The organism is Acidovorax sp. JHL-3 (genome assembly GCF_000526295.1).
Lineage (GTDB): Bacteria > Pseudomonadota > Gammaproteobacteria > Burkholderiales > Burkholderiaceae_C > Acidovorax > Acidovorax defluvii.
Map to the genome: position 1 here is coordinate 796,793 of NZ_JAFU01000001.1, position 25,988 is coordinate 822,780.

At 65.9% G+C, this 25,988-nt stretch carries 19 protein-coding genes and 1 pseudogene; 7 read left to right on the forward strand and 13 right to left on the reverse strand.

Annotated elements, in window-relative coordinates:
* Window positions 1-56: 56 nt before the first annotated feature.
* The 3 genes from K226_RS0103610 (at window position 57) to K226_RS0103620 (ending at window position 6,860) form a co-directional block, all read left to right on the forward strand.
* Window positions 57-545, forward strand: a complete 489-nt coding sequence (locus tag K226_RS0103610; RefSeq protein ID WP_024813507.1) for a C40 family peptidase — start codon at window positions 57-59, stop codon at window positions 543-545.
* A gap of 58 nt (window positions 546-603) precedes the next feature.
* Window positions 604-1,710 carry a 3-deoxy-7-phosphoheptulonate synthase gene (locus K226_RS0103615; protein ID WP_024813508.1) on the forward strand — a complete coding sequence of 369 codons (1,107 nt, stop codon included), beginning with the start codon at window positions 604-606 and terminating at the stop codon, window positions 1,708-1,710.
* 275 nt (window positions 1,711-1,985) lie between these two features.
* Complete coding sequence (locus K226_RS0103620) at window positions 1,986-6,860, forward strand: EAL domain-containing protein (protein ID WP_024813509.1); 4,875 nt, start codon at window positions 1,986-1,988, stop codon at window positions 6,858-6,860.
* Window positions 6,861-7,317: 457 nt separating this feature from the next.
* Here the strand turns inward: K226_RS0103620 and K226_RS18630 are convergent.
* A pseudogene (locus K226_RS18630) lies at window positions 7,318-7,697 on the reverse strand (YkvA family protein).
* Between the two features lie 393 nt (window positions 7,698-8,090).
* Window positions 8,091-8,642 (reverse strand): Spy/CpxP family protein refolding chaperone, encoded by a 552-nt coding sequence (locus tag K226_RS0103630; protein ID WP_024813510.1) that lies wholly within the window; start codon window positions 8,640-8,642, stop codon window positions 8,091-8,093.
* Window positions 8,643-8,953: 311 nt separating this feature from the next.
* Here K226_RS0103630 and K226_RS0103635 point away from each other — a divergent pair, with 311 nt between their 5' ends.
* Entirely contained in the window at window positions 8,954-10,018 is a 1,065-nt protein-coding gene (locus tag K226_RS0103635) for a recombination-associated protein RdgC (RefSeq protein ID WP_024813511.1), read from the forward strand.
* A 21-nt stretch (window positions 10,019-10,039) separates the two neighbouring features.
* Here the strand turns inward: K226_RS0103635 and K226_RS0103640 are convergent, their stop codons facing one another.
* From K226_RS0103640 to K226_RS18635, 9 genes are all read right to left on the reverse strand, one after another.
* Window positions 10,040-11,206: an acyl-CoA dehydrogenase family protein gene (locus K226_RS0103640; RefSeq protein ID WP_035240854.1), complete on the reverse strand. Its 1,167-nt coding sequence runs from the start codon at window positions 11,204-11,206 to the stop codon at window positions 10,040-10,042.
* A gap of 80 nt (window positions 11,207-11,286) precedes the next feature.
* On the reverse strand, window positions 11,287-12,474 hold the full coding sequence (locus K226_RS0103645) for an acetyl-CoA C-acyltransferase family protein (protein WP_024813513.1): 1,188 nt from the start codon (window positions 12,472-12,474) through the stop codon (window positions 11,287-11,289).
* 138 nt (window positions 12,475-12,612) lie between these two features.
* On the reverse strand, window positions 12,613-13,401 hold the full coding sequence (locus K226_RS0103650) for an enoyl-CoA hydratase/isomerase family protein (protein WP_024813514.1): 789 nt from the start codon (window positions 13,399-13,401) through the stop codon (window positions 12,613-12,615).
* A 68-nt stretch (window positions 13,402-13,469) separates the two neighbouring features.
* Window positions 13,470-15,290 (reverse strand): long-chain fatty acid--CoA ligase, encoded by a 1,821-nt coding sequence (locus tag K226_RS0103655; RefSeq protein WP_024813515.1) that lies wholly within the window; start codon window positions 15,288-15,290, stop codon window positions 13,470-13,472.
* A gap of 5 nt (window positions 15,291-15,295) precedes the next feature.
* The gene (locus K226_RS0103660; RefSeq protein WP_024813516.1) at window positions 15,296-16,117 is read right to left on the reverse strand and encodes an ABC transporter ATP-binding protein; all 822 of its coding nucleotides are present in this window, start codon (window positions 16,115-16,117) and stop codon (window positions 15,296-15,298) included.
* A 13-nt stretch (window positions 16,118-16,130) separates the two neighbouring features.
* A complete protein-coding gene (locus K226_RS0103665) occupies window positions 16,131-17,318 on the reverse strand; it encodes an ABC transporter substrate-binding protein (RefSeq protein WP_024813517.1) in 1,188 nt (395 codons plus the stop codon).
* A gap of 62 nt (window positions 17,319-17,380) precedes the next feature.
* The gene (locus tag K226_RS0103670) at window positions 17,381-18,418 is read right to left on the reverse strand and encodes a branched-chain amino acid ABC transporter permease (RefSeq protein ID WP_024813518.1); all 1,038 of its coding nucleotides are present in this window, start codon (window positions 18,416-18,418) and stop codon (window positions 17,381-17,383) included.
* Entirely contained in the window at window positions 18,418-19,299 is an 882-nt protein-coding gene (locus tag K226_RS0103675; protein ID WP_369795385.1) for a branched-chain amino acid ABC transporter permease, read from the reverse strand. The genes K226_RS0103670 and K226_RS0103675 overlap by 1 nt, the downstream gene beginning before the upstream one ends.
* Window positions 19,296-20,165 carry an ABC transporter ATP-binding protein gene (locus tag K226_RS18635; RefSeq protein WP_035240856.1) on the reverse strand — a complete coding sequence of 290 codons (870 nt, stop codon included), beginning with the start codon at window positions 20,163-20,165 and terminating at the stop codon, window positions 19,296-19,298. The genes K226_RS0103675 and K226_RS18635 overlap by 4 nt, the downstream gene beginning before the upstream one ends.
* 126 nt (window positions 20,166-20,291) lie before the next feature.
* Between K226_RS18635 and K226_RS0103685 the strand changes: the two genes are divergently transcribed.
* Window positions 20,292-21,029 (forward strand): TetR/AcrR family transcriptional regulator, encoded by a 738-nt coding sequence (locus K226_RS0103685; RefSeq protein WP_024813520.1) that lies wholly within the window; start codon window positions 20,292-20,294, stop codon window positions 21,027-21,029.
* Window positions 21,030-21,099: 70 nt separating this feature from the next.
* Here the strand turns inward: K226_RS0103685 and cueR are convergent, their stop codons facing one another.
* Together cueR and K226_RS0103695 are read right to left on the reverse strand one after the other, a co-directional pair.
* Window positions 21,100-21,564, reverse strand: a complete 465-nt coding sequence (gene cueR, locus K226_RS0103690; RefSeq protein WP_024813521.1) for a Cu(I)-responsive transcriptional regulator — start codon at window positions 21,562-21,564, stop codon at window positions 21,100-21,102.
* Entirely contained in the window at window positions 21,561-21,758 is a 198-nt protein-coding gene (locus K226_RS0103695; RefSeq protein WP_024813522.1) for a heavy-metal-associated domain-containing protein, read from the reverse strand. Before K226_RS0103695 ends, cueR begins: the two co-directional genes overlap by 4 nt.
* A gap of 150 nt (window positions 21,759-21,908) precedes the next feature.
* Between K226_RS0103695 and K226_RS0103700 the strand changes: the two genes are divergently transcribed.
* Window positions 21,909-24,197 carry a cation-translocating P-type ATPase gene (locus K226_RS0103700; RefSeq protein WP_024813523.1) on the forward strand — a complete coding sequence of 763 codons (2,289 nt, stop codon included), beginning with the start codon at window positions 21,909-21,911 and terminating at the stop codon, window positions 24,195-24,197.
* 121 nt (window positions 24,198-24,318) lie between these two features.
* Window positions 24,319-25,974, forward strand: coding sequence for a methyl-accepting chemotaxis protein (locus tag K226_RS0103705; protein WP_024813524.1), 1,656 nt, complete (start codon window positions 24,319-24,321; stop codon window positions 25,972-25,974).
* Window positions 25,975-25,988: the final 14 nt, after the last annotated feature.

A 25,988-nucleotide genomic window follows, 5' to 3' on the forward strand; every position in this document is an offset into this window, starting at 1 on the left:
GAGGTATCAGCGCCCGCGGTTGCGAGCCCGTGCCCCATCCGCTACGCTCGGCACCCATGCGCGCACCTGCTCTTTGCTTCGCCCTCACCACCGCCTTGCTGCTGAGCGGCTGCAGCACCCCACTGCCGTCGTCCCGTTCGGCCCCGTTGCGCGGCACGGCAGCGCAGCTGTCGGACGAGCATGCGCACGACATCGCCATCCACGCGCTGGGGCTGGTGGGCACGCCCTACCGCTATGGCGGCAACACGCCGGACTCGGGCTTTGACTGCAGCGGTCTCATCGGCTATGTCTACCGCCACCGGGTGGGCACAGCGCCACCGCGCACCGTGGCGCAGCTCAGTGGCTGGGGCCAGCCGGTTGCCAATGGCGAGTTGCGCACCGGCGACCTGGTGGTGTTTGGCAAGGGGCGCACGCCCACCCATGCGGGCATCTACGTGGGCGCGGGCCGTTTTGTGCATGCGCCCTCTGCGGGCGGCGAGGTGCGCATGGACCATCTGCAGTCGCGTTACTGGTCGCGGCAAAACGCGTCGTTTCGCAGACTTTGACGCGCTGGGCAGCGCCGTCAGGGTGCTGTGAGGGTGCGGCGCGACAATCGGGGCCACCATGACCCACGCACACCACTCTGCCACCCCCGTTTCCACGCACGACACCACGCGCATCGACGACACGCGCATCAAGGCCGTGCGCCCGCTCATCACCCCCGCCCTGCTGCAAGAGTGGCTGCCTGCGCCCGACGCCGCGCAAACCCTGGTGGAGACCAGCCGCGCCGCCATCTCGCGCGTGCTGCACGGGCAGGATGACCGGCTGATCGTGGTGGTGGGGCCCTGCTCCATCCATGACCACGGCCAGGCCATGGAATACGCGCATGCGCTCAAGGCCCAGGCCGATGCGCTGGGCAACGATTTGATCGTGGTGATGCGCGTCTATTTTGAAAAGCCACGCACCACCGTGGGCTGGAAGGGCTACATCAACGACCCGCGCCTGGATGGCAGCTTTGCCATCAACGAAGGGCTGGAGCTGGCGCGCCAACTGCTGCTGGATGTGCTGGCCGTGGGCCTGCCGGTGGGCACCGAGTTCCTCGACCTGCTGTCGCCGCAGTTCATCAGCGACCTGGTGAGCTGGGGCGCCATTGGTGCGCGCACGACCGAGAGCCAGAGCCACCGCCAGCTGGCCAGCGGCCTGTCGTGCCCCGTGGGTTTCAAGAACGGCACCGATGGCGGCGTGAAGGTGGCCAGCGACGCCATCCAGGCGGCGCAGGCATCGCACGCTTTCATGGGCATGACCAAGATGGGCCAGGCCGCCATTTTTGAGACGCGCGGCAACCACGACTGCCACGTTATTTTGCGCGGCGGCAAGCAGCCCAACTATCAAAAGGCCGATGTGGACGCCGCCTGCGCCATGCTGCAGGCCGCCGGGCTGCGCCCGCAGGTGATGATTGACGTGAGCCACGCCAACAGCAGCAAGCAGCACCAGCGCCAGATCACGGTGGCCGCCGAGGTGGCCGAGCAAATTGCCGCAGGCGACGAACGCATCACCGGCCTGATGATCGAAAGTCACCTGCAAGAGGGCCGCCAGGACATCGTGCCCGGACAGCCGCTGCAGCATGGGGTTTCGGTGACGGACGCCTGCATCAGCCTGGCGCAGACGCTGCCGGTGCTGGAAGGCCTGGCCGCTGCCGTGCGGGCCCGGCGCCAGAAACTGGCCGCCTAGTCGGCGCCCACGCGCTGTGGTTGCACTGTGGTCCCTTGGAGACGCTTGATGACAGTCATGCGGTGTAGCATTAACACTCCGTTGCACAGGCGCACCTTTTGCAGCCCCCATGCCGGCAAGGCGCCGGTGGGTAAAGCCTGCCTCTGGCGCCGCCCTGGCTTTTTCAGCGTTCAACCACTTTCCCGTTCTTAGCGTTACGGTCACTCCATGCAGGAAAAGCCGCTCTTCATGCCCGCCACACCCTGCCGCCCTTGCGGCACAGGGCGCTAGAGCCCATGGCACCTGTGCACGCCCCCCAGGAAACCGAGCGCCTGCAAGCGTTGCAGTCTTACGCCATTTTGGACACACCGGCCGAAGAAGCGTATGACCAGCTGGCCACCCTGGCCGCGCGCCTGTGCGGCACGCCGATGGCGGTGGTCAATTTTCTGGACAGCGAACGCCAGTGGTTCAAGGCGGCGGTGGGTGTGCCGTTTCGGCAGACCGATCGGGCCATTTCGTTTTGCACGCACGCGCTGAGCGGCACCCGCGCCCCGATGGTGGTGGCAGATGCCCGCCAGCACCCGCTGTTTGCGGTCAACCCGCTGGTGGTGGGCGAGCCCCATGTCCGGCTGTATGCCTGCGTGCCGCTGATTACCCCCGAAGGTGCCGCACTGGGCACGCTGGCAGTGCTGGACACCGTGCCCCGCGCGCTGACCGATGAACAGCTGGAGGGCCTGAAGATCCTGGCCGGCCAGGTGATGGTGTTGCTGGAGCTGCGCCGCCAGCAACGGCTGTTGTCCCAGCTGGTGCAGGAACGCGACCAGATGCACGCCGAGCTGGTGGACCAGAGCGAAACCCTGCGCGTGGCCGGCAGCATTGCCCGCATTGGCGGGTGGTCACTGGAATTGCCAGCGCGGCAGCTGAACTGGTCGCAAGAAATTGTTGACACTTTCGGTCTGGACGGGCGAACGGGCCCGGTGGCGCAAATCCTGGCGCTGCACACCCCACCCTACCGCCCGGCCCTTGAACAAGCCCTGGAGGAGTGCATTCGCGATGGCACGCCCTTTGACCTGCAGTCCGAGGTGCTGCTGGCGGGTGAGCGGCATTTCTGGGTTCGCACGGCAGGCCTGGCCGTGCGCGATGCACAGGGCCGCGTGGTGCGCGTGCAGGGCGCGTTCCAGGACATCACCGCGCAGCACCAGGCCGACCAGGCGCTGCGCCTGAGTGAAGAGCGCTTTCATCTGGTGGCGCGCGCCACGGCCGATGCCATCTGGGACTGGAACCTCGCCACCGACGCCATGTGGTGGAACGAAGGCATGCAGCACCTGTTCGGCATTCCACCCCATGAGGTGCTGCCCGACAGCCGCTCGTGGACCCTGCGCCTGCACCCCGAAGACAGCGCCGAGGTGCTGCAAAGCATCCAGGCGGCCGTGAGGGGCAGCGCCAGCCACTGGTCGGCCAAATACCGCTTTCGCCGCCACGATGACAGCTATGCCTGGGTGCTGGACCGCGGCTTCCTGATCCGCGACGGCGAGGGCCGTGCGGTGCGCATGGTGGGCGGCATGGCCGACATCAGCGCGCAAAGGCTGGCCGAGATCGAAGCGCAGCGCGATGCACAGAACCACGCCCAGCTGCTGCAGCTGCAGCAGCGCATGTCATCCATCGACCTGCCGCTGCCCGAAGTGCTGGCCATGGTGGCCCGCACGGTGCTGGACCAGACCGGCGCGCGCGGTGCACAGGTGGACCTGCTCGAAGGCCAGCACCTGGTGGTCTATGCGTCTGCCGGGGTCATGGTGCGCCCCCTGGGCCACCCGTTGCCGGTGCACATGAGCCTGCTGTGGCACACGCTCAGCCAGGCCCGCACCATCGTTTGCCATGACATCGAAGCCGAAGGCTGGGACTTGTCGCACCTTCCCCACTCGCGCGGCCTGCGCTCGGTGGCGGCGGTGCCCTTGCGGGCGGGCGATACCGTGGTGGGATCGCTGCTGGTCACCTCCGACCAGCCCCACGCCTTTTCGGCCCGCAGCGTGGCCCACCTGGAAATCCTGACCGAATCCCTGGGCACCATGGTGCAACTGCGCCAGGTAGCCAGCAAGCTGCACGCCTCCGAGCTGCAATACCGCATGCTGTTCGACGAGCATCCGCATCCCATGTGGGTGTATGCCAAAGACAGCCTGCGCCTGCTGGCGGTGAACCAGGCCATGGTGGCGCACTATGGCTACACCGAGGCCGAGCTGCTGCAGATGGAGCTGACAGACCTGTGTATGCCAGAGGATCGCCCCGGCCTCAGAGAACGGCTGAAGGACGTTTTTTTGCAGCCACGCGACACCTCCATGGTGCGCCGCCATCTGCACAAAAACGGTGTGCCAATGCACATGGATATTTCGGCGGGCAACATCAGCTTCAATGGGGCGCCAGCCCGCCAGGTGCTGGCCATCGACATCACCGAGCGCCTGCGCACCGAAGACGACCTGCGCCGCATGGGCCGTGCACAGCGCCTGCTCAGCGCCTGCAACGAGGCCCTGGTGCGCGCCACCTCCGAGACCACGCTGCTGCAGGAAATCTGCCAGATTGCCGTGGACATTGGTGGCTACCGCATGGGCTGGGTGGGCTTTGCGCTGAATGACGAAGCCCAGACCATCGAACCGGTGGCCCATGCGGGCTACAACCACGGGTATATCGAACAGCTGCAACTGAGCTGGTCCGAAAGCAGCGCCTTTGGGCGGGGCCCGGCCGGGGTGGCCGTGCGCAGCGGCCAGCCCGTGATCGTGCAGGACATCCGCACCGACGACAGCTTTGCCGACTGGACCGAGCGCATGCTGGGGCACGGGTTTCATGCCGTGATCTGCCTGCCCCTGCGCGAACGCGAGCAAACCTTTGGCCTGCTGTACCTGTATGCGCCAGAAATTTTGCACATCAGCGGCGACGAAACCACCTTGCTGCAGCAACTGGCCAACGACCTGGCCTTCGGCATCATGAGCCTGCGGGCCCGCCATGAGCAGCAACGCCTGCAGGCCTCGGTGCTCAAGATGGCCGCTGCCGTGTCGGCCAGCACGGGCACCGAGTTCTTTGTGCAACTGGCCAGCAACATGGCCGAGGCGCTGGGCGCACAGGTCGGCTGCGTGGGCCGCCTGCTGCCAGCCCAGCAGGGGCAGGCACCACGCGCCACCACTCTGGCGACCGTATTTGATGGCCAGACACTGCCCAACAGCGAATACGCGCTGGCTGGCACGCCCAGCCTGCTGCTGCTCAGCCAGCCCCAGGTGGTGGTGACGGAAAACGTGGCGCAGCTGTACCCCGAGGCGCCCATCCTGCGCAAACTGGCAGCGCAAGCTTATGCCGGGCAGCAGCTGTGTAACGGCGACGGCGAGGTGGTGGGCATGATCTTCGTGCTGTTCCGCCAGCCGCTGACCAACCACGATTTCGTTACCTCGACACTGCGCATTTTTGCCAGCCGCGCCTCGGCCGAGATCGACCGGCAGACATCCGACATGCGCATTCGCCACCAGGCATCGCTGCTCGACAAAGCCCAGGACGCCATCATCGTGCGCGACCTCGAAAACCGCATCATCTACTGGAACAAGAGTTCCGAGCGGCTTTATGGCTGGACGCAGCTGCAGGTGCTGGGCCAGTCCATCGAAACCCTGCTGTACGACGACCCCACGCAGTTTCGCCGCGCCACCCAGGCCACCCTGGAGCATGGCGAGTGGAACGGCGAAATCGTGCAGCGGCACCGCGACGGCAGCGCCATCCATGTGGAAGGGCGCTGGACGCTGGTGAAAGACGATCTGGGTCAGAACCATTCGGTGCTGGCCATCAACACCGACATCCGCGAGCGCAAGGCCACCGAGCGCGAGATCCAGCGCCTGGCGTTTTACGACGCGCTCACCGGTCTGCCCAACCGCATGCTGCTGATGGACCGCATGGCCCAGGCGCTGGCCAGCGCCCAGCGGCGCCAGCAGGGCGGTGCGCTGTTGTTCATCGACCTCGATAACTTCAAGACCCTGAACGACACCCTGGGCCACGACCAGGGCGATCTGCTGCTGCAGCTTGTGGCCGAGCGCCTGAACAAATGCGTGCGCAACGTGGACACCGTGGCCCGCCTGGGTGGCGACGAGTTCGTGGTGATGCTGGAAGAGCTCAGCCAGCATCCCGACGACCTGGCCCGGGAAGCCCACGGCGTGGGCGAAAAAATCCTGACCACGCTGGCAATGCCTTATGCGCTCAAGGGCTACCAGTACCGCAGCACGCCCAGCATCGGCATCGCGCCCTTTGATGGTGACCAGGCCAGCGTGGGCGAATTGCTCAAACAGGCCGACCTGGCCATGTACCAGGCCAAAAAGGCCGGGCGCAACACCCTGCGCTTTTTCAACCCCGAAATGCAGGCCGTGGTGACGGCCCGCGCGGCGCTCGAAGAAGACTTGCGCGCGGCCCTGGCAAAAGACGAGTTCTTGCTGCACTTTCAGCCCCAGGTCAACCTTGCCGGCGAATGCGTGGGGGTGGAGGCGCTGGTGCGCTGGGCCCACCCGCAGCGGGGCATGGTGTCGCCGGCGGATTTCATTCCGTTGGCCGAAGAAACCGGCCTCATCCTTGCACTGGGCCGCTGGGTGCTGCACAACGCCTGCAAGCAGCTGGCGAGCTGGCAGGACGACCCGGAACTGCGCGAGCTGACCATGGCGGTCAACGTGAGCTCCCGCCAGTTCCGCCACGCCAGCTTTGTGGACGACGTGGCCCGGGTGCTGGCCATCACGGGCGCTCCATCGGGCCTGCTGAAGCTGGAGCTGACCGAAAGCCTGCTGGTCGAAGACATGGAGACCACCATTGCCACCATGACGGCCCTGGGCGGCTATGGGGTGGGTTTTGCGCTGGATGACTTTGGCACCGGGTACTCGAGCCTGAGCTACCTCAAGCGCATGCCACTGGACCAGCTCAAGATCGACCAAAGCTTTGTGCGCGACCTGCTCACCGACCCCAACGATGCGGCCATTGTGGACACCATCATTGCCCTGTCGCGCAGCCTGGGGCTGGAAGTCATCGCCGAAGGTGTGGAAACCCCCGCACAACGCGATCTGCTGGCCCGCGCGGGCTGCCGCCTCTACCAGGGCTACCTGTTCAGCCGCCCCTTGCCCCCGGACCTTCTGGAGGCCTTCCTGCACCCCGCCATGCATTGAGGCAGGTTCAGCCCGCCGGTTTTTCCACCCACCGCAGCCTGGCCTGCGGTTTTTTTTGCCCTTTTTCCCGTTCAGGCCGTGGCGCAGTCCGTGAAGGGGGTCCAAAACGGCACCGGGTGGTTTTGTTGTTATTAATTAAAGGTTTCTATAAATACATAGTCGTAGTAGTAGAAGGCGCCTGTTTCTGTGGACAAGTGTCTTTTGCCCAGGCCTGACAGCCACTTGCGCCACACCCAACCCTGTGGACCTGGCCCGGCTGCCGCTGTCTGCCCGACGGGGATAAAACGGTCCATCGCCGGTTTTCTGTGGATAACCGCCCGGTTGTGCCCAAACTATCCCCAGTGTTGTGCACGGGTGGTGGTGGATGGAAGAATATGGGTCAAATCGGCCTCTAGCCCAATTAAAATAAGCGCAATAAGCTATTAAGTTAATAGCATCTATCAGATCTTGATGGCTTTCAGGCTGCGAGCCAGTGCCACAACGCCAGGCCGGCGCCCATCCAGACGGCCACCACCAGCACCGCGCCGATGCGGCTGGTGGGTTTGCCGCCGCTGGTTTTTATCCACAGGTCGGCCTGGTCGCGGCATTGCTGCAGCACCGGCGCCGGAATCAGCCGGATCGCCAGCCAGATCAGCCCCGGAAGCAAGAGCAGGTCGTCCACACAACCCAGCACGGGGATGAAGTCTGGGATCAGGTCGATGGGGCTTAGGCCACCACCAACACGCCCAGCGCCTTGGCATACCAGGGTGCCTGCGGGTGCCGTGCGGCAAACCACAGCGTGATGCCGTCGCGCTTGACGCTCTGTGCCCAGGTTTTCAGACGACTTGCCAGGTGCACAGGCTTCTCCGGTGGGTTGGGGCTGGCTGCGCCCCATTTTTGCGCGATTCAAGGCGTTGGCGGCGGCGCATAGAAGGTTTGGGTTGTTCTTCTATGGTTCTATATATAAATAGCAGTAGTAGTAGAGGGCGCCTTTTTTTGTGGACAAGGTCATTTTTGTGAATGCTGGCGCGCAGTTGCGTTGCCTGAAAGTATGTGCGCAGGGCCCCCTGAACTTGGATGCTGGTAGATAACAACTTTGGGTTTTGCGGTGGGTCTGTGGATAACCGCCCGGTTGTGCCAAAACTATCCCCAGGCTTGTCCACAATGAAAAAAGCCCGGTGCTTTGGTGGGCACCGGGCTCGGGGGAGCGCTGTCCGTGTGGACAACTGCTGGAGGCCTTTGAACAGGTTTTTAGCGGCCGGGGCCTCCCATGGGCATGTCGCAGCCGCGCATACCGCCGTGGCGGCCGTTGTCATGGCCCCAGTCGCTGCGTTGCCCGCCCTTGCCGCGCATGTTCTGACCCCGGGAGTCGAAGGTCTTTTGCTGCTCTGGCGTGAGGGCGGCGTAGAAGGTCTTGGTGGCTTCGCCCCGGCGGTCTGCTTCAGCGGCCTGCTGGGCGCGCATGGCGCGCATGCGGTCGATGCGCTCCGGGGTGGTGAGCTTCTCCATGTCGGCGCGGCCCAGGCGGGCAGAGCGCTCGCCTGGCTGCATGGCGGCGGTGAAGGCGGCCCAGGCCGGTTCTTGTGCGGGTGTCAGCTGGAGTTGTGCCTTGAAGGCCTCGGCGCGTTTGGCCATGTAGGCCTGGCGGCGCTCTTGCCGGTCGCCCGGCTTGCGAGCCTGCTCGGCCGAGGCCGTTGCGGCGGGTGGCGCCGACACTGCAGAGGGAGCTGGCTGGGCCAGCACGGGCAGGGCGAGGGCGGCCATCATGGCGGCGGCGGCAATACGGCTTTGGAAGAAAGACATGGTGTGGGTCCTTATCGAGGGTTGGTCCGCTGGAACGACCGTTTCAGCGGTTGAGAGCCAGTGTGCGCGGCCCGTGTAACCCGTCCGTGTGGTAATGGTGTGGCTGTGTAAAGTTGCAACAAGAAGTCCCGCGCGCGGCCTTCATGTATTCACCATAAAAATAGCCTCAAGCGCTTGATGGTAAAGCGCTGATAGCTATTAAAAATATAGTGTAGCCAGCCGTTGTGCCCGCAGGCGGGCCAGCCGACCCCCGACAATATCGCCTGTACTCCGCAATGGCTGCAAATGGCCAGAAGAAACAAAGGTTGTCCGTGTTCAAGAACATGATCGTGTACCGCATTGCGCCGCAATGGCAGGTGGAATTGACGCAGGTGGAAGAGGCCCTGGCCAAGGCGCCCTTCATGGAATGTGGTGCCACGCAGGAAAAGTCGCTCGGCTGGGTGCCGCCGCGCGGTGATGCGCATGGCCCGCTGGCCGAGTCGGTGGGCGGGCAGTGGATCCTGCGCTTCATGGTCGAGTCCAAGGTGCTGCCCGGCAGCGTGCTGGCGCGCCGCGTGAAGGAAAAGGCCGAACGCATCGAGCAGGAAACCGGCCGCAAGCCCGGCAAGAAGGAAAGCAAAGAGCTCAAGGACGAGGCCAAGCTGGATTTGCTTCCCATGGCCTTCACCAAGCAGGGCTCGATGTGGGTGTGGATCGACACCGCGTCGCGCCTGCTGGTGCTCGACACCTCAGCCCAAGGCCGTGCCGACGAGGTGGTGACGCTGCTGGTCGAATCGCTGCCGGGCCTGTCGGTGTCGCTGATCAACACCCAGACCAGCCCGCAGGCCGCAATGTCGCACTGGCTGAGCACGCAAGAGCCGCCCGTGGGCTTCACGGTGGACCGCGAATGCGAGCTCAAAAGCGCCGATGAAGCCAAGGCCGTGGTGCGTTATGCCCGCCACCCGCTCGACATCGAAGAAGTGCAGGCGCACATCGCCGCTGGCAAGCTGCCCACCAAGCTGGCGCTGACCTGGGACGACCGCGTGAGCTTCATGCTGACCGAAGGCCTGCAGATCAAGAAGGTGTCGTTTCTGGACACCGTGTTCGAAGGCACCAAGGCCGACGATGGCGGCTTTGACACCGACGTGGCCATTGCCACGGGCGAGCTGGTGAAGTTGATCCCCGACCTGATCGAAGCGCTGGGCGGCGAGGCCGAGAGCGGCGTGGCCAGTGCAGCGCAGGCGGTTGCCGCAGGCGCTGCGCCCGCAGCCGTCACGGCGCCATCCTCCGCGCCTACCGGACACTCCGCACCCGCACGCAAAAGTGCGGGCGGTGGCATGGTGACCGGGCCCAGGGACGCGCCGGTGGACACCGACCCCGAGTCGGCGCCGTTCTGATCGCCTGGGGCGCAGGGCCCGTTAGCGCCCCAGCAGCGAGCGCGCCACCAGCTCTTTCATGATCTCCGACGTGCCGCCATAAATGCGCAGCACGCGCGCGTCGGTCCAGAAGCGCGAGATCGGGTACTCGGCCATGTAGCCGTAGCCGCCGAAGAGTTGCAGGCAGGCGTCGGCGACGCGCCCGAACAGCTCGGTGGTGTGTAGCTTGAGCGCGCTCGCCGCCTCGGGCGTGAGCAGGCCCTGCTGGTAAGCGGCGACGCTGGCGTTGAGGAAGGCTTCGGCGGCCGCGATGTCGGTGGCGCACTGGGCCAGCGTGAAGCGGGTGTTCTGGAACTGGGCCAGGTTTTGGCCGAAGGCCTGGCGCTCCTGCACGTATTTCAGCGTGGCATCCAGCGCCCCCTTGGCGCCGTGCACGGCCTGCACGCCGATGATGAGGCGCTCGCGCGGCAGCTCGCGCATCATCTGCACGAAGCCTTGGCCTTCCACGCCGCCGAGCAGGGCGTCTGCCGGCACGCGCATGTCGTTGAAGAACAGCTCGGAGGTGTCGCCCGCGTGCTGGCCGATTTTTTCGAGGTTCTGACCGCGCGTGAAGCCGGGCGTGGCGGCGTCCACCAGGAACAGGCTCACGCCCTTGGCGCCAGCGGCCGGGTCGGTCTTGGCGGCGAGCACCAGCAGGTCGCAGTTCTGGCCGTTGCTGATGAAGATCTTGCTGCCGTTGATGACGTAGTGGTCGCCGTCGCGTTTGGCGGTGGTGCGGATGGCCTTGAGGTCGCTGCCCGCGCCGGGCTCGGTCATGCCGATGGCGGCGATGGCCTCGCCGCTGGCCATGCGCGGCAGCCAGTATTGGCGCTGCGCCTCGGTGCCGCAGTGCAGAAGGTAGGGCGGGATGATGTCGTTGTGCACCTGCAGCCCACCGACAAAGCCGCCGTAGCCCCGGCGCGAGAGCACCTCGACCACGGCGAACGAAAACGGCACGCTGGCGCCCGGGCCGCCGTAGGTATCGGGTACGTCGGCGCAGAGGTAGCCGTTCTCGCCCATCTTGCGCAGCAGTTCGCGCGGCACGCGGCCGGCTTTTTCCCAGGTGCGGTAGTGGGGTTCGATCTCGGCGTCGCAGAAGCGCTCCAGCGACTCGGTGAAGAGCTGCAGTTCGGCCTGCTCGTCGGCGCTGATGAAATGATTGGGCAGCATGGCGGTAATATTGCTATATAAATAAGAGCTACCAGCGCTTGATACACAAGCGCTGGAGGTCAAAAACACTCAAATATTGATCACACCCGCTCGTAGATGGCCGCAATGCCCTGGCCGCCGCCGATGCACATGGTCACCAGCGCGTAGCGCCCGCCGGTGCGGTGCAGCTCGGCAATCGCCTTGGTGGTGATGATGGCGCCCGTGGCGCCCACCGGGTGGCCGAGCGAAATGCCCGAGCCGTTGGGGTTGACCTTGGCGGGGTCCAGGCCCAGCTCCTGCACCACGGCGCAGGCCTGGGCGGCGAAGGCCTCGTTGGCCTCGATGACGTCCATGTCTTGCACCTTCAACCCGGTGCGCGCCAGCACCTTCTGCGTGGCGGGCACGGGGCCGATGCCCATGTAAGCCGGGTCCACACCCGCGTGCGCGTAGCCCACGAGGCGGGCCAGGGGCTTCACGCCCAGCGCCTGCAGTCGGTCGCCCGCCACCAGCACCACGGCGCTGGCGCCGTCGTTGATGCCCGAGGCGTTGCCAGCCGTCACCGTGCCGCCGTCCTTCTTGAACGCGGGCTTCATGCCGGCCAGCACGTCGAGCGTGGTGGCGGCGCGCACATGCTCGTCTTCCTGGAACAGCACGGTGCCCTTGCGGGTCTGGATTTCGACCGGGACGATCTGGTCCTTGAAGGTGCCGGCGGCGATGGCGGCAGCGGCGCGGCGCTGGCTCTCGCAGGCGAGCTGGTCTTGCATCTCGCGCGAGATTTTGTAGCGCTCGGCCACGTTCTCGGCGGTGATGCCCATGTGCATCTTCTGCCAGGGGTCGTGCAGGATGCCGAGCATGTAGTCGATGCTCTTGGCGTCACCCATGCGCGCGCCGTAGCGCGCGGCGGTATCGAAGTAGGGGCCCCGGCTCATGGACTCGGAACCGCCGCCCACGGCCACGTCGCAGTCGCCATAGCCAATGGCCTGGGCCGCGCTGATGATGGCCTGCAGGCCCGAGCCGCACAGGCGGTTGACGTTGAAGGCGGGCGTCTCGATGGGGCAGCCGGCGTCGATGGCGGCCACGCGGGAGAGGTACGCGTCTTTGGTGTCGGTGGGGATCACGTTGCCCATGACCACATGGCCCACGGCGTCGGGCGCCAGGCCCGAGCGCTGGATGGCCGCTTTGACGGCGGTGGTGGCGAGCTGGGTGTTGGGAACGTCTTTCAGCGTGCCGCCGAAGGTGCCGATGGCGGTGCGGGCGGTGCTGACGACGAAGACGTCACGGTGGGTCATGGGGAAGGCTCCGGAAAGATGAAACAAGGAAGGAAGTTATTCCGTTTCTAAATCATTCGTGTCCAGGCGCGAAGCCGCAGACAGTGCTGTAGCACGGCAAGGCGAAGCAACAACGACACGGATGGTTTAGCAATGCAATTAGCGGCCCTGGAAAGCGGCGGGACGCTTGGCGTGAAAGGCCTCGATACCCTCGGGCAGGTCGGCGCTGCGCGCACAGGCCACGAAGGCCTCGGCTTCGGCGGCCAGCTGGGTGGGCAGGTCGTGGTCGAAGGCGTTGCGCATCAGGCGGCGCATGTGGCCGTAGGCGAGGGTGGGGCCGCCAGCCAGGCGCTGGGCCAGCTCCTGCACGGCGGCATCGAGTTCGGCGGCGGGCACCACGCGGTTGACCAGGCCCAGGCGTTCGGCTTCGCTGGCGCTGTAGGTGTCGCCGAGCATGGCAATCTCCAGCGCGCGGCGCAGGCCCACCAGGCGCGGCAGGGCCCACGAGGCGCCGACATCGCAACTGGTGCCGAGGTTGATGTAGGCCAGGTTGAAGCGCGTGCCCTCGGCGGCCAGCACGAAGTCGGCCTGCAGCATGAGCGAGAGGCCCGCGCCGGCGGCCACGCCGTGTACCTGGGCGATGACGGGGGCGTTCAGTTGCGCCAGCAGCGCCACGGCTTCGTTGAGCGGTGCCAGCAAGTCCTTGGCGCCCTGCACGGGGTCGGCACGCAGGGTGGCCAGGTCGCCCCCGGCCATGAAGCCCTTGCCCGCGCCGCACAGCACCACGCAGCGCACGCTGTCGTCTTGGGCCAGGGAGCGCACGGTGTCCCGCAAGGCGGTGGCCATGGGCACGTCGATGGCGTTGAGCGCGCCGGGGCGGTTGAAACGCAGCGTGGCGATGGCGCCGTGGCGCTCCAGCAGCAGGGGCGGTGGCGTGGTGGCAGTCATATTTGCTCCTGAAATAAGAGCTGCTCGCGCTTGATGGTAAAGCGCTGGAGCCCGAAAAAGCTTGAAATTCAGCGGTACAGCGCCTCGATCTCGGCGGCGTAGGTTTTGTAGATGCTGGAGCGCCGCACCTTCATGGTGGCGGTGACTTCGCCGTCGTCGTGGTCCAGTTCCTTGGTGAGCAGGTGGAACTTGCGGATTTGGGCCACCTGCGCCAGCTTGGCGTTGCCGGTGGCGATCTCGGTGTCGATGAGCTGGCGCACTTCGGGTGTTTCGACGAGCGAGCGGAAATGCGTGAAGGGGATGCGCTGCGCCTCGGCCCATTTGCCCACGGTTTCGTAGTCGAGCATGACCAGCGCGCCGACGAACTTGCGTCCCTCGGCGACGATGATGCACTCCTTGATGTAGGGGCTGGCCTTCATCGTGTTTTCGATCTCGGACGGCGTGAGGTTCTTGCCGCCAGCGGTGATCATGATGTCCTTGAGGCGGTCCACGATCTTGATCTGGCCGTCTTGCAGGCGCACCACGTCGCCGGTGTGCAGCCAGCCGTTGACAATGCTTTGCGCCGTGGCCTCGGGGTTCTTGTAGTAGCCCGCGAACACCATCTCGCCCTTGATCTGGAACTCGCCGCCCATGTCGTCGTCACCGCTTTTGGCAATGCGCCACTCCACGCCGCGCGTGGGCACGCCCACGGTGCCCACCACCACATGGTCGAGCGGGTGGCCTGTGACCATGCCCGTCGATTCGGTCAGGCCATAGACCTCGACCAGCGGCACGCCGAGCACGCGGAAGAAGCGCACCACGTCCGGCGGAATGGGCGCCGCGCCCGTGAGCGCCACTTTCGCCTCGCGCAGGCCGATGAAGTTCTGCAGCGCGCGGAACACCAGCCAGTAGCTGGCGGTGAAGGTGAACATGTCGCCGATGCTCCATTGCGCACGGGGCTTTTCGGCCAGCGGCTGGCAGGCGGCGTAGGCCTTGCGGAACAGCGCGCGGCGCAGGCCGCCGGTTTCCTGCAGCTTGATGCTGATGGCGGCGTGCATCTTCTCCCAGATGCGCGGCACGCCGAGGAACATGGTGGGTGCCACCTCGCGCAGATCCTCCTGCACGGTGCGGATGGATTCGCCGAAGTTGACCTGCGAGCCGACGTAGACCGGCACGAAGGTGGTGAGCATCTGCTCGGCCACGTGGCACAGCGGCAGGTAGGACAGATGGGTGGTGTCCTGCGAGAGCTGGAGCCGGTCCACGATGCCGGGCACCACGCCACGGATGTTGCGGTAGGACACCATCGCGCCCTTGGGTTTGCCCGTCGACCCCGAGGTGTAGATCATCAGCCCGATGTCGTCCAGCTGCTGGCGGGCCAGCGCGGCCTCCACGTCCTGCAGCTTGCCGCTTTGCGCGCCCAGTTGCTCCACCTCGTCGAAGGGGACGATGAGGCCGCGCACTTCGGGGGCAAAGCTGCGCAGGCCCTTGGTTTCCATGACCACGATCTTCTTCAGGCGCGGCAGATCGTCCAGGGCTTCGAGCACCTTGTCGGTCTGTTCCTGGTCCTCGCAGACGATGATCTCGATGTCGGCATGGCCCACCACGTAGGCCACTTCCGAAGAGGGGCTGGTGGGATACACGCCGACGGTGACGGCGCCCACCAGGCCCGCACCCATCTGCGTGAGTACCCACTCGATGCGGTTCTCGGAAATCACGCCGACATGGCCGCCATCGGGCAGGCCCAGGGCGCGCAGGCCCAGGCCGAAGTGGCAGGCACGCTCGAAATACTGCGCCCAGGTGAAGGGCTTCCAGATGCCGAAGTCTTTTTGCCGGATGGCGACACGCTGCGCATCCTGGCGTGCGCGTTCGCGCAGCATCTGGGGCAGGGTGAGTTCGGGAAGGGCTTGCATGTTCATTACGACAACCAGCGCTTTCTACGCTTGTAGTGCTTGATGTCTTTGAAGCTCTTGGCTTCGCCGCCGCCGCCCATGCCGAGATAGAACTCGCGCACGTCGGGGTCGTTGGCCAGGCGTTCGGCCGTTCCGTCGATGACGATCTTGCCGTTCTCCATGATGTAGCCGCTGTGCGCCACGGCCAGGGCCACAGTGGCGTTCTGCTCCACCAGCAACATGCTGGTACCACGCTCGGCGTTGATGCGCGCGATGATGGTGAAGATGTCTTCGACCAGCTTGGGAGAGAGGCCCAGCGAGGGTTCGTCGAGCAGGATGAGCTGCGGCTGGGCGATGAGCGCGCGGCCGATGGCCAGCATCTGCTGTTCGCCGCCCGACAGATAGCCCGCCAGGCCTTTGCGGCGCTCGTGCAGGCGGGGGAAATAGCTATAGACGATGTCGAAGTCGGGCTTGGGCGCCTCTTTGCGGCCCGTGAGCGCGTAGGTGGCGGCGACCAGGTTTTCCTCAACCGTGAGGTCTTCAAAAACCCGGCGCCCTTCCATCACATGCGAGAGCCCGCTGCGCACCAGTTGCTGCGGTGCCAGCGCGGCGGTGCTCTGCCCGTTGAAGAGGATGCTGCCGCTCTCGAGCTGTCCATCCTCCAGCGCGAGCAGGCTAGATACTGCTTTGAGCGTGGTGGACTTGCCCGCGCCGTTGCTGCCCAGCAGTGCCACGATCTGGCCACGCGGCACGGCCAGCGACAGGCCGCGCAGGGCCTGCACGACCTTGTTGTAGATGACCTCGATGTTGTTGACTTCGAGGACGTTGTCCGTGGCTTTCTGGGTCATGGCAAAGGCAGTGTCAGAGCTTGATCCAGTCGGAGGCGGCGACCATTTTTTGCGCCTTCATGTCCGCGCGGTACACGCGGCCCACGGGGATGGAGTTGCCGCTGATGGTGATCGGCACGCCGATCAGGCCGCCGGTGTCGAAGTCCTTGAGCGTGTTCAGCGCGGCCTTGAGGTTGGCGCCCGTGAGCGGCTTGCCCGCATCCAGGCAGCGCTTGGCCGATTCGAGGAACAGCATGGCGGCCAGGAAGCCCTGGATGTAGGCCGTGCTCTGGTATTCCGGGCGCACGGCGCGGATTTTTTCCAGCATGGGCGCTTTTTCGGTGTCGTAGTAGTAGCGGAAGGGCATCACGCCCATGAAGCCGTCGCCGTCCGGGCCCATCTTCATGACGGTGGAGCTGTCCATGGTCCAGAAGGTGCCCATCCACTTGCTGGTCATGCCCTGCTGCTTGCCCTGGGTGATGAACTCGGGGATGGGCGCCAGGATGTAGCCGTGGAAGATGGTGTAGTCGGGTGCGGCGCGGCGCAGCTTGATGACCTCGCCCGAAACATCCACGCTGCCGGCGGGCGTCATGATCTTGACGGGCACCGACAGGCCCAGCTTCTTGGCTTCGGCCTCGCTTTTCTCGATGGGGTCGCGGCCGAACTCGGAGTCGGAGTAGACGAAGGCCACCTTGGCGCCGGGTTTTTCCTTGGCGATGTGCTTGAGCAGGATGCTGAACATCTCGGTGTAGTCGGGACCTACCAGGAACTGGTTGGGGTACTTCTTGGGGTCGTTCAGTTCGGAGGCGAACGAGGCGCCGGCCATCAGGATGTTGCCGTTGCGGTCCAGCTCGGGGTTGATGGTTTTGGAGAAACCCGTGGAGTCGCCGTAGTAGAGGTTGACCTTGTTCTGGCTGGTGATCTTCTTGAACGCGGCCACCGACACATCGACCTTGTAGCCGGTGTCTTCGGGCACGTACTTGACCTTGCGGCCCTTGATGCCGCCCGCGTCGTTGACGATCTTCACGTAGTCCTGGATGCCGGCGTTGATGCCCACGCCCGCGAAGGCGAACACGCCCGTCATGGGGATGGAACCGCCGATGACGATGTCTTCGGCGCCCTGCGCGAGCACCGACAGCGGGTGCGTGAGCGCGGCGGCGCCAGCGGCGGCGGCGCCCAGCATCAGGCTGCGGCGCTGGGGGGAAATGCGTTGGTGGTCCATGCGTGTCTCCTTCGGTGGTTGGTGTGGTGGCAGGAAAGCGGGGTGTGCCCTGGAACAGGTTCTTAGTTGCGGAAGGGCCACAGGTGGAAGAAGCGGCGGATGCGCCGCCACACTTCGGCCAGGCCATGCGGCTCGAACACCAGAAAGCCGATGATCAAGAGGCCGAAGATGATGGTGCGCACGGGTGACAGGAACACCGTGTATTCGGTGCTGTTGGGCAGCAGGTCGAACACCAGCTTGAGCAGCTCGGGCACCATGGTCATGAACACCGCGCCGAGGATGCCGCCGAGGATGCTGCCCATGCCGCCGACGATGATGGCCGCGAGGAAGAAGATGGACATGAGCAGCGGAAAGCTCTCGGGCGTGACCACGCGGAAAAAGTAGGCCCACAGGCCCCCGGCCACACCAGCGTAGAACGACGACAGGCCGAACGACAGCAGCTTGTAGCGCAGCAGGGGAATGCCCAGCACTTCGGCCGAGATGTCGCGGTCGCGGATGGCGATGAAGGCCCGGCCGATGCGCGTGCGGAACAGGTTGGCCGCGCCCAGCAGCATGAGAATGGTGACTGGCACGATCAGCCAGTAGAGGCGAAACGAGGTGTCGAGCGGCATGCCGAACAGGCTGGCCGGCGGCACGCTCAGGCCGCCCGTGCCGCCGGTGAACTGCAGGTTGGCAAACAGGAAGTGCGCGATGAACGAGGCGGCGATGGTGGCAATCGCCAGGTACAGTCCCTTGACGCGCAGCGAAGGCACCCCCACGACGATACCGCCGAGCATGGCCACCACGCCGCCTGCCAGGATGTTGAGCAAAAACGGCGTGCCCACCTTGGCCTGCAGGATGGCCACGGTATAGGCGCCCAGGCCCATGAAGGCGGCCTGCCCCAGGCTGACCAGCCCGGTGTAGCCCGTGAGGATGTTGAGCCCCGCGCTGCTCGCCACATTGATGCTGACCAGGCAGGCGAGGTAGAGCCAGTAGTCGCTGGCCATGAAGGGGAATAGCACCAGCAGGGCGGCGGCCACGGCCAGCCACGCTTTTTGCGTGCGCGAGTCGAACAGCGCGGCGTCGGCGATGTAGGTTTCCTTGAGGGTTCCGATGCGCATCAGAGTCTCTCTATCTCGTGGGTGCCGAACAGGCCATAGGGGCGGACCATGAGGATGCCGACCAGCACGATGAAGGTGGCGAGCAGCTTGTACTCGCCGCCCAGGTAGGCGCCGGCCAGGGCTTCGACCAGGCCGATGCACAGGCCGCCGATGAGTGCGCCGAGCACGCTGTCGAGCCCGCCGACGATCACCACCACCAGCACCGACAGGCCGAACACGCCCATGCTCGACGAGATGCCGCCGATCGAGCCGACGATGATCCCGGAGATGGCCGCCAGCATGGCGGAGGCCACCCAGGACAGCGAAAACACGCGTGGCACGTTGATGCCGACCGAATACGCGGCGGCCTGGTCGCTGGCCGTGGCCCGCAGGGCCACGCCGCCGCGCCAGAAGCGGAACACCAGCAGCACGGCGGCGATGAACACCACCGCGATCATGGCGCCCCAGAACACCTTGGGCGCCAGAAAGGCGTCGCCCACCATGATGGGCTGCGTGGGCATGAAGTCGGGCAGGCGGCGCTGGTCGGCGCTCCAGATCATCTCGACCAGGCCCACCAACACCGAGGCCAGGCCCACGGTGACCATGAACACCGAGATGGGTGGCTCGCCCAGCAGCGGGCGGATCATGGTGCGCTCGATCACCGCGCCCAGCAGGCCGGTGCCGAGCACGGCAGCCGGGATGGCCATCCACAGCGGCAGCGCCATCATCGAGGAAAAGGTGAAAAACAGGTAGGCGCCGACCATGAGCATTTCGCCAATGGCGATGTTCACCACGCGCGTGGCCTTGTAGACCATCACGAAGGCCAGCGCCGCCAGGGCGTAAAGTCCGCCGCTGGCAATGCCGGTGAGGCTGATCTCAAACAGATAGGCCCAATCCATCATGCGGCTCCGTGGGCTGTGGTGACGGTGGTGGCGCTGCCCGCCTGCAGCTTGCGGCGTAGGTCGCCCACGTCGCCCGAGCCGAGGTAGGCGCGGTTCACCTCGGGGTCTGCCTGCACCACGGCGGGTGTGCCCTGCGCGATGACCTGGCCGAAGTTGAGCACTACCACGTGGTCGGACAGGTCCATCACCATGCCCATGTCGTGCTCGACCATCAGCACCGTCACGCCCCACTCGGCGCGCACGTCGAGGATGAAGCGCGCCATGTCTTCGGTCTCTTCGCGGTTCATGCCGGCCACGGGCTCGTCGAGCATCAAGATTTCGGGTTGCATGGCCAGGGCGCGTGCCATCTCGACGCGCTTTTGCAGGCCGTAGGGCAGGGCCGCGACACTGGCGTGGCGGATGTGGTCGATTTCCAGGAAGTCGATGATGCGTTCCTCGATGTCGCGGCGCAGCTCGGCCTCTTCCTTGCGGGCGCGGCCCAGGTAGAACAGCGCATCGAACACATTGGCCTTGAGGTGCGCGTGGCGGCCGAGCTTGATGTTGTCGAGCACCGTCATGCCTCGGAACAGCGCAATGTTCTGAAAGCTCCGGCCCAGGCCCATGCGGGCGCGCTGCGGTGCGGGGATGCGTGTGATGTCCTGCCCTTTGAACCGGACGCTGCCTTGCGCGGGGCGATAGAAGCCCGAGATGGTGTTGAACAGCGAGGTCTTGCCCGCGCCGTTGGGCCCGATCACGGCGGTGATGGAGCCCGGCTGCACGCCAAAGCCCACGCCGGACAGCGCCTTCACGCCGCCAAAGGCAAGCGTCAGGCCATCGACCTGCAGCAGGGGGGTGGCGGCAGGGCCGCGGGGTTGGTTTGTCTCCATCGGGCTCTTATGCGGGTTTGTTCGAACCTGTGAATGCTTACTTTTACGTAAACTGTTTACTCGCGAGTAGATTTTGGGTAATCCACCCTCTCCGGGCATCGGTAGTTTCCCGATGCGATATGCACCATGAACCAAAGAACGGTTGCCAAGATTCCGAAGGCCCCCAAGAAGACGGCACCCGCCGTGGCATCGCCCTGGGCCGTTGCCCCTGATCGCGAGCAGCAGCGCGAGGCCAAGCGCAACGCCGTGCTGCAGGCTGCCGCACAGTTGTTCAACGAGCGTGGCTTTCACGCCACCTCGCTCGACGACATTGCCGCGCGGCTGAGTGTGACCAAGCCCACGCTGTACTACTACGTGAAGAACAAGGACGAGATCCTGCTGCAGTGCGTGAGCCAAGGGCTGCAGATGACGCTTGAAGGCATTGAGGCCTCGCGCCAGGCCGGTGGCAATGCGGTGGATCAGTTGCGCGCCTGCATGCAGGTGTATGCCGACATCGTCATGCAGCCTTTTGGCATGTGCCTGATTCGTGTGGGTGACGAGGAGGTTCCCGAGCCCAGCCGCACGGAACTGCGCCGCATGAAGTCTGAGATTGACCACGCTTTCAGACGCCTGGTGGCCCAAGGGGTGCAGGAAGGCTCGCTGGCGCCCTGCGACCCGAAGATGAGCGCGTTCATGATTGCCGGCGCCCTGAGCTGGATCGGCCGCTGGTACCAGCCGGGCGGCGACTACACGCCTGAGCAGGTGGCGCAGCAGTGCATTGCCACCCTGTGCGATGGCGTGTTGCGGCGGCCCGAGCCGCTGAAGGCCGCCCCCGTCAAGCGCCGGGCCGCTCCGGCCGCGGCTCGCAAAGTATCAAAAAAGTGAGCTGTTGGCGCTCGTCTATATTGGGCTAGAGGCGGTTTTGCCTCAAAAATGCGGGGACGAGCGCAAAACGTTATCGGCGCAATGGTGTTTTTGCAAGCGCACCGGGTGATTTGGGCGCTGCGGCCAGGTCATCCAGAATGGGGCAATCTGGCCGCTGGTCGCCGTGGCAGCAGTGCACCAGCGACTGCAGGGTGCGCTGCATGGCCTGCATGGCGGCGATGCGCTCGGCCAGATCGTCGATGTGCGCCTGGGCAATGCGCTTGACGCTGGCGCTGGCGCGCCCCTTGTCTTGCCACAGGCCCAGCAGCTCGCGGATTTCTTCCATCGAGAAGCCCAGCGTGCGCGCGCGGCCGATGAAGCGCAGCGCGTGGACGTCGGCCTCGGTGTACTGGCGGTAGCCGCTGTCGGTGCGCGCCACGCCGTTGAGCAGACCCAGGGCCTCGTAGTGGCGCACCATGCGCGCCGATACCCCGGCGCGCCGGGCGGCCTCGCTGATGGGCACGGGCCCATCGTTTCGGGGTGCGCGGGCGGTCATGCGGCGACCGTGTAGCCTTCTTCGGCAATGGCGGCGGCCAGTGCCTCGCGGGGCTGGGTGCTGTCGATATCGACGCGGTTTTGTGCGCGGTCAATGCGCACGGTGGCGGCCGGGTCGATCTGCTGCACGGCCTGGGTGACGGCGCGTTCGCAGTGGCCGCAGGTCATGCCCTCTACTTGAAGGGTGTATTGCATGGGGTTTCTCCGTTAAATGGTGGACAACAGGCACATGATGAACATTGACATCGTGGCATAGTCAAGCGCCCACAAAGGCACTGACACACGCATGGTTGATGTGTGCCAGGGCTTGACCTTGCCATCATGACAAGGATTACGGTAGCCCCCATGAACACTGTTGCCACTTCCCCCGAATCTCTGGACGCCCTGGAAACCCTGGACCTTGGCATTGGCGGCATGACCTGCGCCAGTTGCGTGGGCCGCGTGGAGCGGGCGCTGCGCAAGGTGCCCGGCGTGCAGGATGCCTCCGTGAACCTGGCCACCGAGTCCGCGCGCATCGCTTATGTGGTGCCCCCGGATGCCCAGGGCCCGGCCATGGATGCCCTGCTGCGCCGCGCCGTGCGCAATGCGGGCTACGAGCCGCGCGCGGCGGGGCAGGACGATGCGCCCGAGGACCTGTCGCCCTGGGCCGGTTTTTTGCCGGTGGGTGTGGGCCTGCTGCTGTCGGCCCCGCTGGTGCTGCCCATGCTGGGCGATCTGTTTGGCGCGCACTGGATGCTGCCTGCCTGGGCGCAGTTTGCGCTGGCCACGCCGGTGCAGTTCATTCTGGGGGCGCGTTTTTACAAGGCGGGTTGGCACGCGCTCAAGGCGCTGTCGGGCAACATGGATCTGCTGGTGTCGATTGGCACATCGGCGGGCTGGGGGCTGTCGGTGTGGCTGTGGCTCACGGCGCACGAGGGGCACGCCCCGCACCTGTATTTCGAAGCCTCGGCGGTGGTGGTGACGCTGGTGCTGCTGGGCAAGTGGCTGGAGGCCCGCGCCAAGCGGCAGACCACAGCGGCCATCCGCGCACTGCACGCGCTGCGGCCTGATGTGGCCCACATGCTGGGGCGTGACGGCGAGGTGGATGTGCCGGTGGCCGAGGTGATGGCGGGCGACCGGTTGGTGGTGCGCCCTGGCGAGCGCATTCCGGTGGACGGCAGCATTCTGGAGGGCCACACCCAGGTAGACGAGTCCATGCTGACCGGCGAGCCCTTGCCCGTGACGCGCGAGGTGGGTGCGCCCCTGACCGGCGGCTCCATCAATGGCGATGGCCGGGTGGTGATGCAGGTGACGGCGGTGGGCGCCGAGACGGTGCTGTCGCGCATCATCCGACTGGTGGAAGACGCGCAGGCCGCCAAGGCGCCCTTGCAGCGCATGGTTGACCAGGTGTCGGCCGTTTTTGTGCCGGTGGTGCTGCTGGTGGCGCTGGCCACGCTGCTGGGCTGGCTGTGGATGGGTGCGGGCTTTGAGCTGGCCATGATCCGTGCCGTGGCCGTGCTGGTGATTGCCTGCCCCTGCGCACTGGGGCTGGCCACGCCGGCGGCCATCATGACGGGCACGGGGGTGGCGGCAAAAAATGGCATTTTGATCAAGGACGCGCAGGCGCTGGAGCTGGCCCACAAGGTGGATGTGGTGGCGTTTGACAAGACCGGCACCCTGACCGTGGGCCGCCCACGGCTCACTGCCTTTGAGGTGGTGCCCGGCCAGGACGAGGCGGCCGTGCTGGCGGCCGTGGCCAGTGTGCAAAGTGGCAGCGAGCACCCGCTGGCCCGTGCAGTGGTGGTGGCTGCGCAGGAGCGCGGCCTGCAGCCCATGGCGCCCGACAGCGTGCGCGCCGTGCCGGGGCGCGGCACCGAGGGCGAGGTGCAGGCCCGCAGCTATCTGGTGGGCAGCCTGCGCTGGATGGACGAGTTGGGCGTTGGGCTGGGCGCGCTGGCGGACCGGGCGAAAAGCCTGCAAAACGATGGCGCCACGGTGTCGGCCCTGGCCGAGCGCACCACCGACGGGTTGGCCCTGCGTGCAATTTTGGCCTTTGGCGACGAGCCCAAGCCCGGGGCGCGCGAGGCGCTGGCGGCGCTGCGCGCGCGCGGCATTCGCACCGTGATGATTTCGGGGGACAACCGGGGCGCGGCCCTGGCCATGGCGCAGCGCCTGGGGCTGGACGCCGCCGATGTGCGCGCCGAGGTATTGCCGGGCGACAAGGCGGCCCAGGTGGTGGCGCTGCAGCAAGGCGATGGCGAAGAAGCCCACCCGGGGGGGCAGCGCCCCAGCGCAGCGGCCCAGCATGGCGCCCACATTGTTGCCATGGTGGGCGACGGCGTGAACGACGCCCCGGCCCTGGCCGCTGCCGACGTGGGCATGGCCATGGGCAACGGCACCGATGTGGCCATGCACGCGGCCGGCATCACGCTGATGCGGGGCGACCCGATGCTGGTGGCCGCCGCGCTGGACATCTCGCGGCGCACCGTAGCGAAAATCCGGCAAAACCTGTTCTGGGCCTTTTTCTACAACGTGGCCGGCATTCCACTGGCGGCGCTGGGCTACCTGAACCCGGTGGTGGCCGGGGCGGCCATGGCGCTGAGTTCGGTGAGCGTGATGGCCAACGCCCTGCTGCTCAAGCGCTGGCGCATGTGACCACCGCGACAGTTTGGCGCGGTGCGGTCACCAATGTCTGGCAAACTGCAACGTTTTGTTGCATGTCCGTGGCCATCACAAGCGGCCGGGGCACTTTTCAGACATCAGAAGGGGACACACCATGAATCTCTTATCGCTCATGCGGCTTTTCACCATCCGCTTTCGGATGCTGGGGGCCATTGGCGTTGTGCTGGGGCTGTTGGGCCTGTTGGGCGGCGCGGGCATGCTGGGCATGTTCCGCATCCACGACATGAGCGAGGACTTCATGGCCAACTCGTTTGCCGAGGTGAGCCACATGGCCGAGCTGCGCGGCGAGATGGGGGCCATCCGCCAGCATGAAAAGGACATGATCATTGCGTACGAGAAGCCCGAGAGCGTGAAGGCGGCCCACACCAAGTGGCTGGCCAGCCTGGAGCAGTCGAAAAAAGTGGCGGCCCGCTTCCTTGAAGGCCCAGAGGACGCCGACAACGCCATCGCCCAGGCCATCGTCAAGCGCCTGGACAGCTACCGCGACCAGTTTGCGCATGTGGCGCGCCAGCTGGAAGCCGGGGGCTACGACACGGCCACCATTGCCAACCGCATGAGCGGCAAGGCGGTGGCCGAGTTTGACGAGGCCGACAAGCTGCTCAAGGAACTCGATGGCGTGCTGCGTGGCGAGGTGACAGCGGCCGTGGCGGACCAGACCGATGTGTCCAACCAGACCCTGTGGCTGTTTGCCCTGGCGGTGCTGATCACCGTGTTGGTGGTGGTGCCCACCACGCTGATGAACATGCTGTCCATCTGCCGCCCACTGGCTGATGCCCGCCGCATGGCGCTGGCGATTGCCGGTGGCGACCTGTCGCAGCGCATTGCCGCCGAGGGCAAAGACGAAGTGGCCGACCTGCAGCGCGCATTGACCGACATGCAGCAGGGCCTGGGGGCGCTGGTGGCGCAGGTGCGCGATGCCAGCGGCAGCATTGCCACGGCCAGCCAGGAGATCGCCACGGGCAACCAGGACCTGTCGCAGCGCACCGAGCAGACCGCCAGCAATGCCCAGGAAGCGGTGGCATCGCTGTCGCAGATCACGTCCAACGTGCAGCAAACCGCGTCGTCGTCGCAGATGGCCAACCAGCTGGCCAGCTCGGCGTCCAGCACGGCCACGCGCGGCGGTTCGGTGGTGGCGCAGGCCGTGGCCAGCATGCACGAGATCTCGGCATCGAGCCGCAAGATCGGCGACATCATCGGCCTGATCGACTCGATTGCCTTCCAGACCAACATCCTGGCGCTGAACGCTGCCGTGGAAGCGGCCCGCGCGGGTGAGCAGGGCCGGGGCTTTGCCGTGGTGGCCAGCGAAGTGCGCAGCCTCGCGCAACGCTCGGCCGCAGCGGCCAGCGACATCAAGGGGCTGATTCACAACAGCGTGACTGCCGTGGACGGTGGCGTGCGCCATGTGGAAGATGCGGGCGCCGCAATGAAGGAAATCGTGGCCAGCGTGCAGCGCGTGGGCGACATCATTGGCGAGATCACTGCCGCTGCCTCGGAGCAGTCGGCCGGCATTGGCCAGGTGAACCAGTCGGTGGGCGAGATCGACCGCATGACGCAGCAGAACGCGGCGCTGGTGGAAGAGTCGGCTGCCGCCGCCGAGTCGCTGCGCGAGCAGGCGGCCCGTCTGTCGAAGGTGGTACAGCAGTTCCGCCTGGCCGATGAAGGCAACGGCATGGCGTCCCTGTCCCGCATGCCGGCCTCCGCGCCGGACCGTGCCTTGATCGGCCGCGCCACGCCCCAGCTGGCGGGCTGAGCGACCGAGGGACC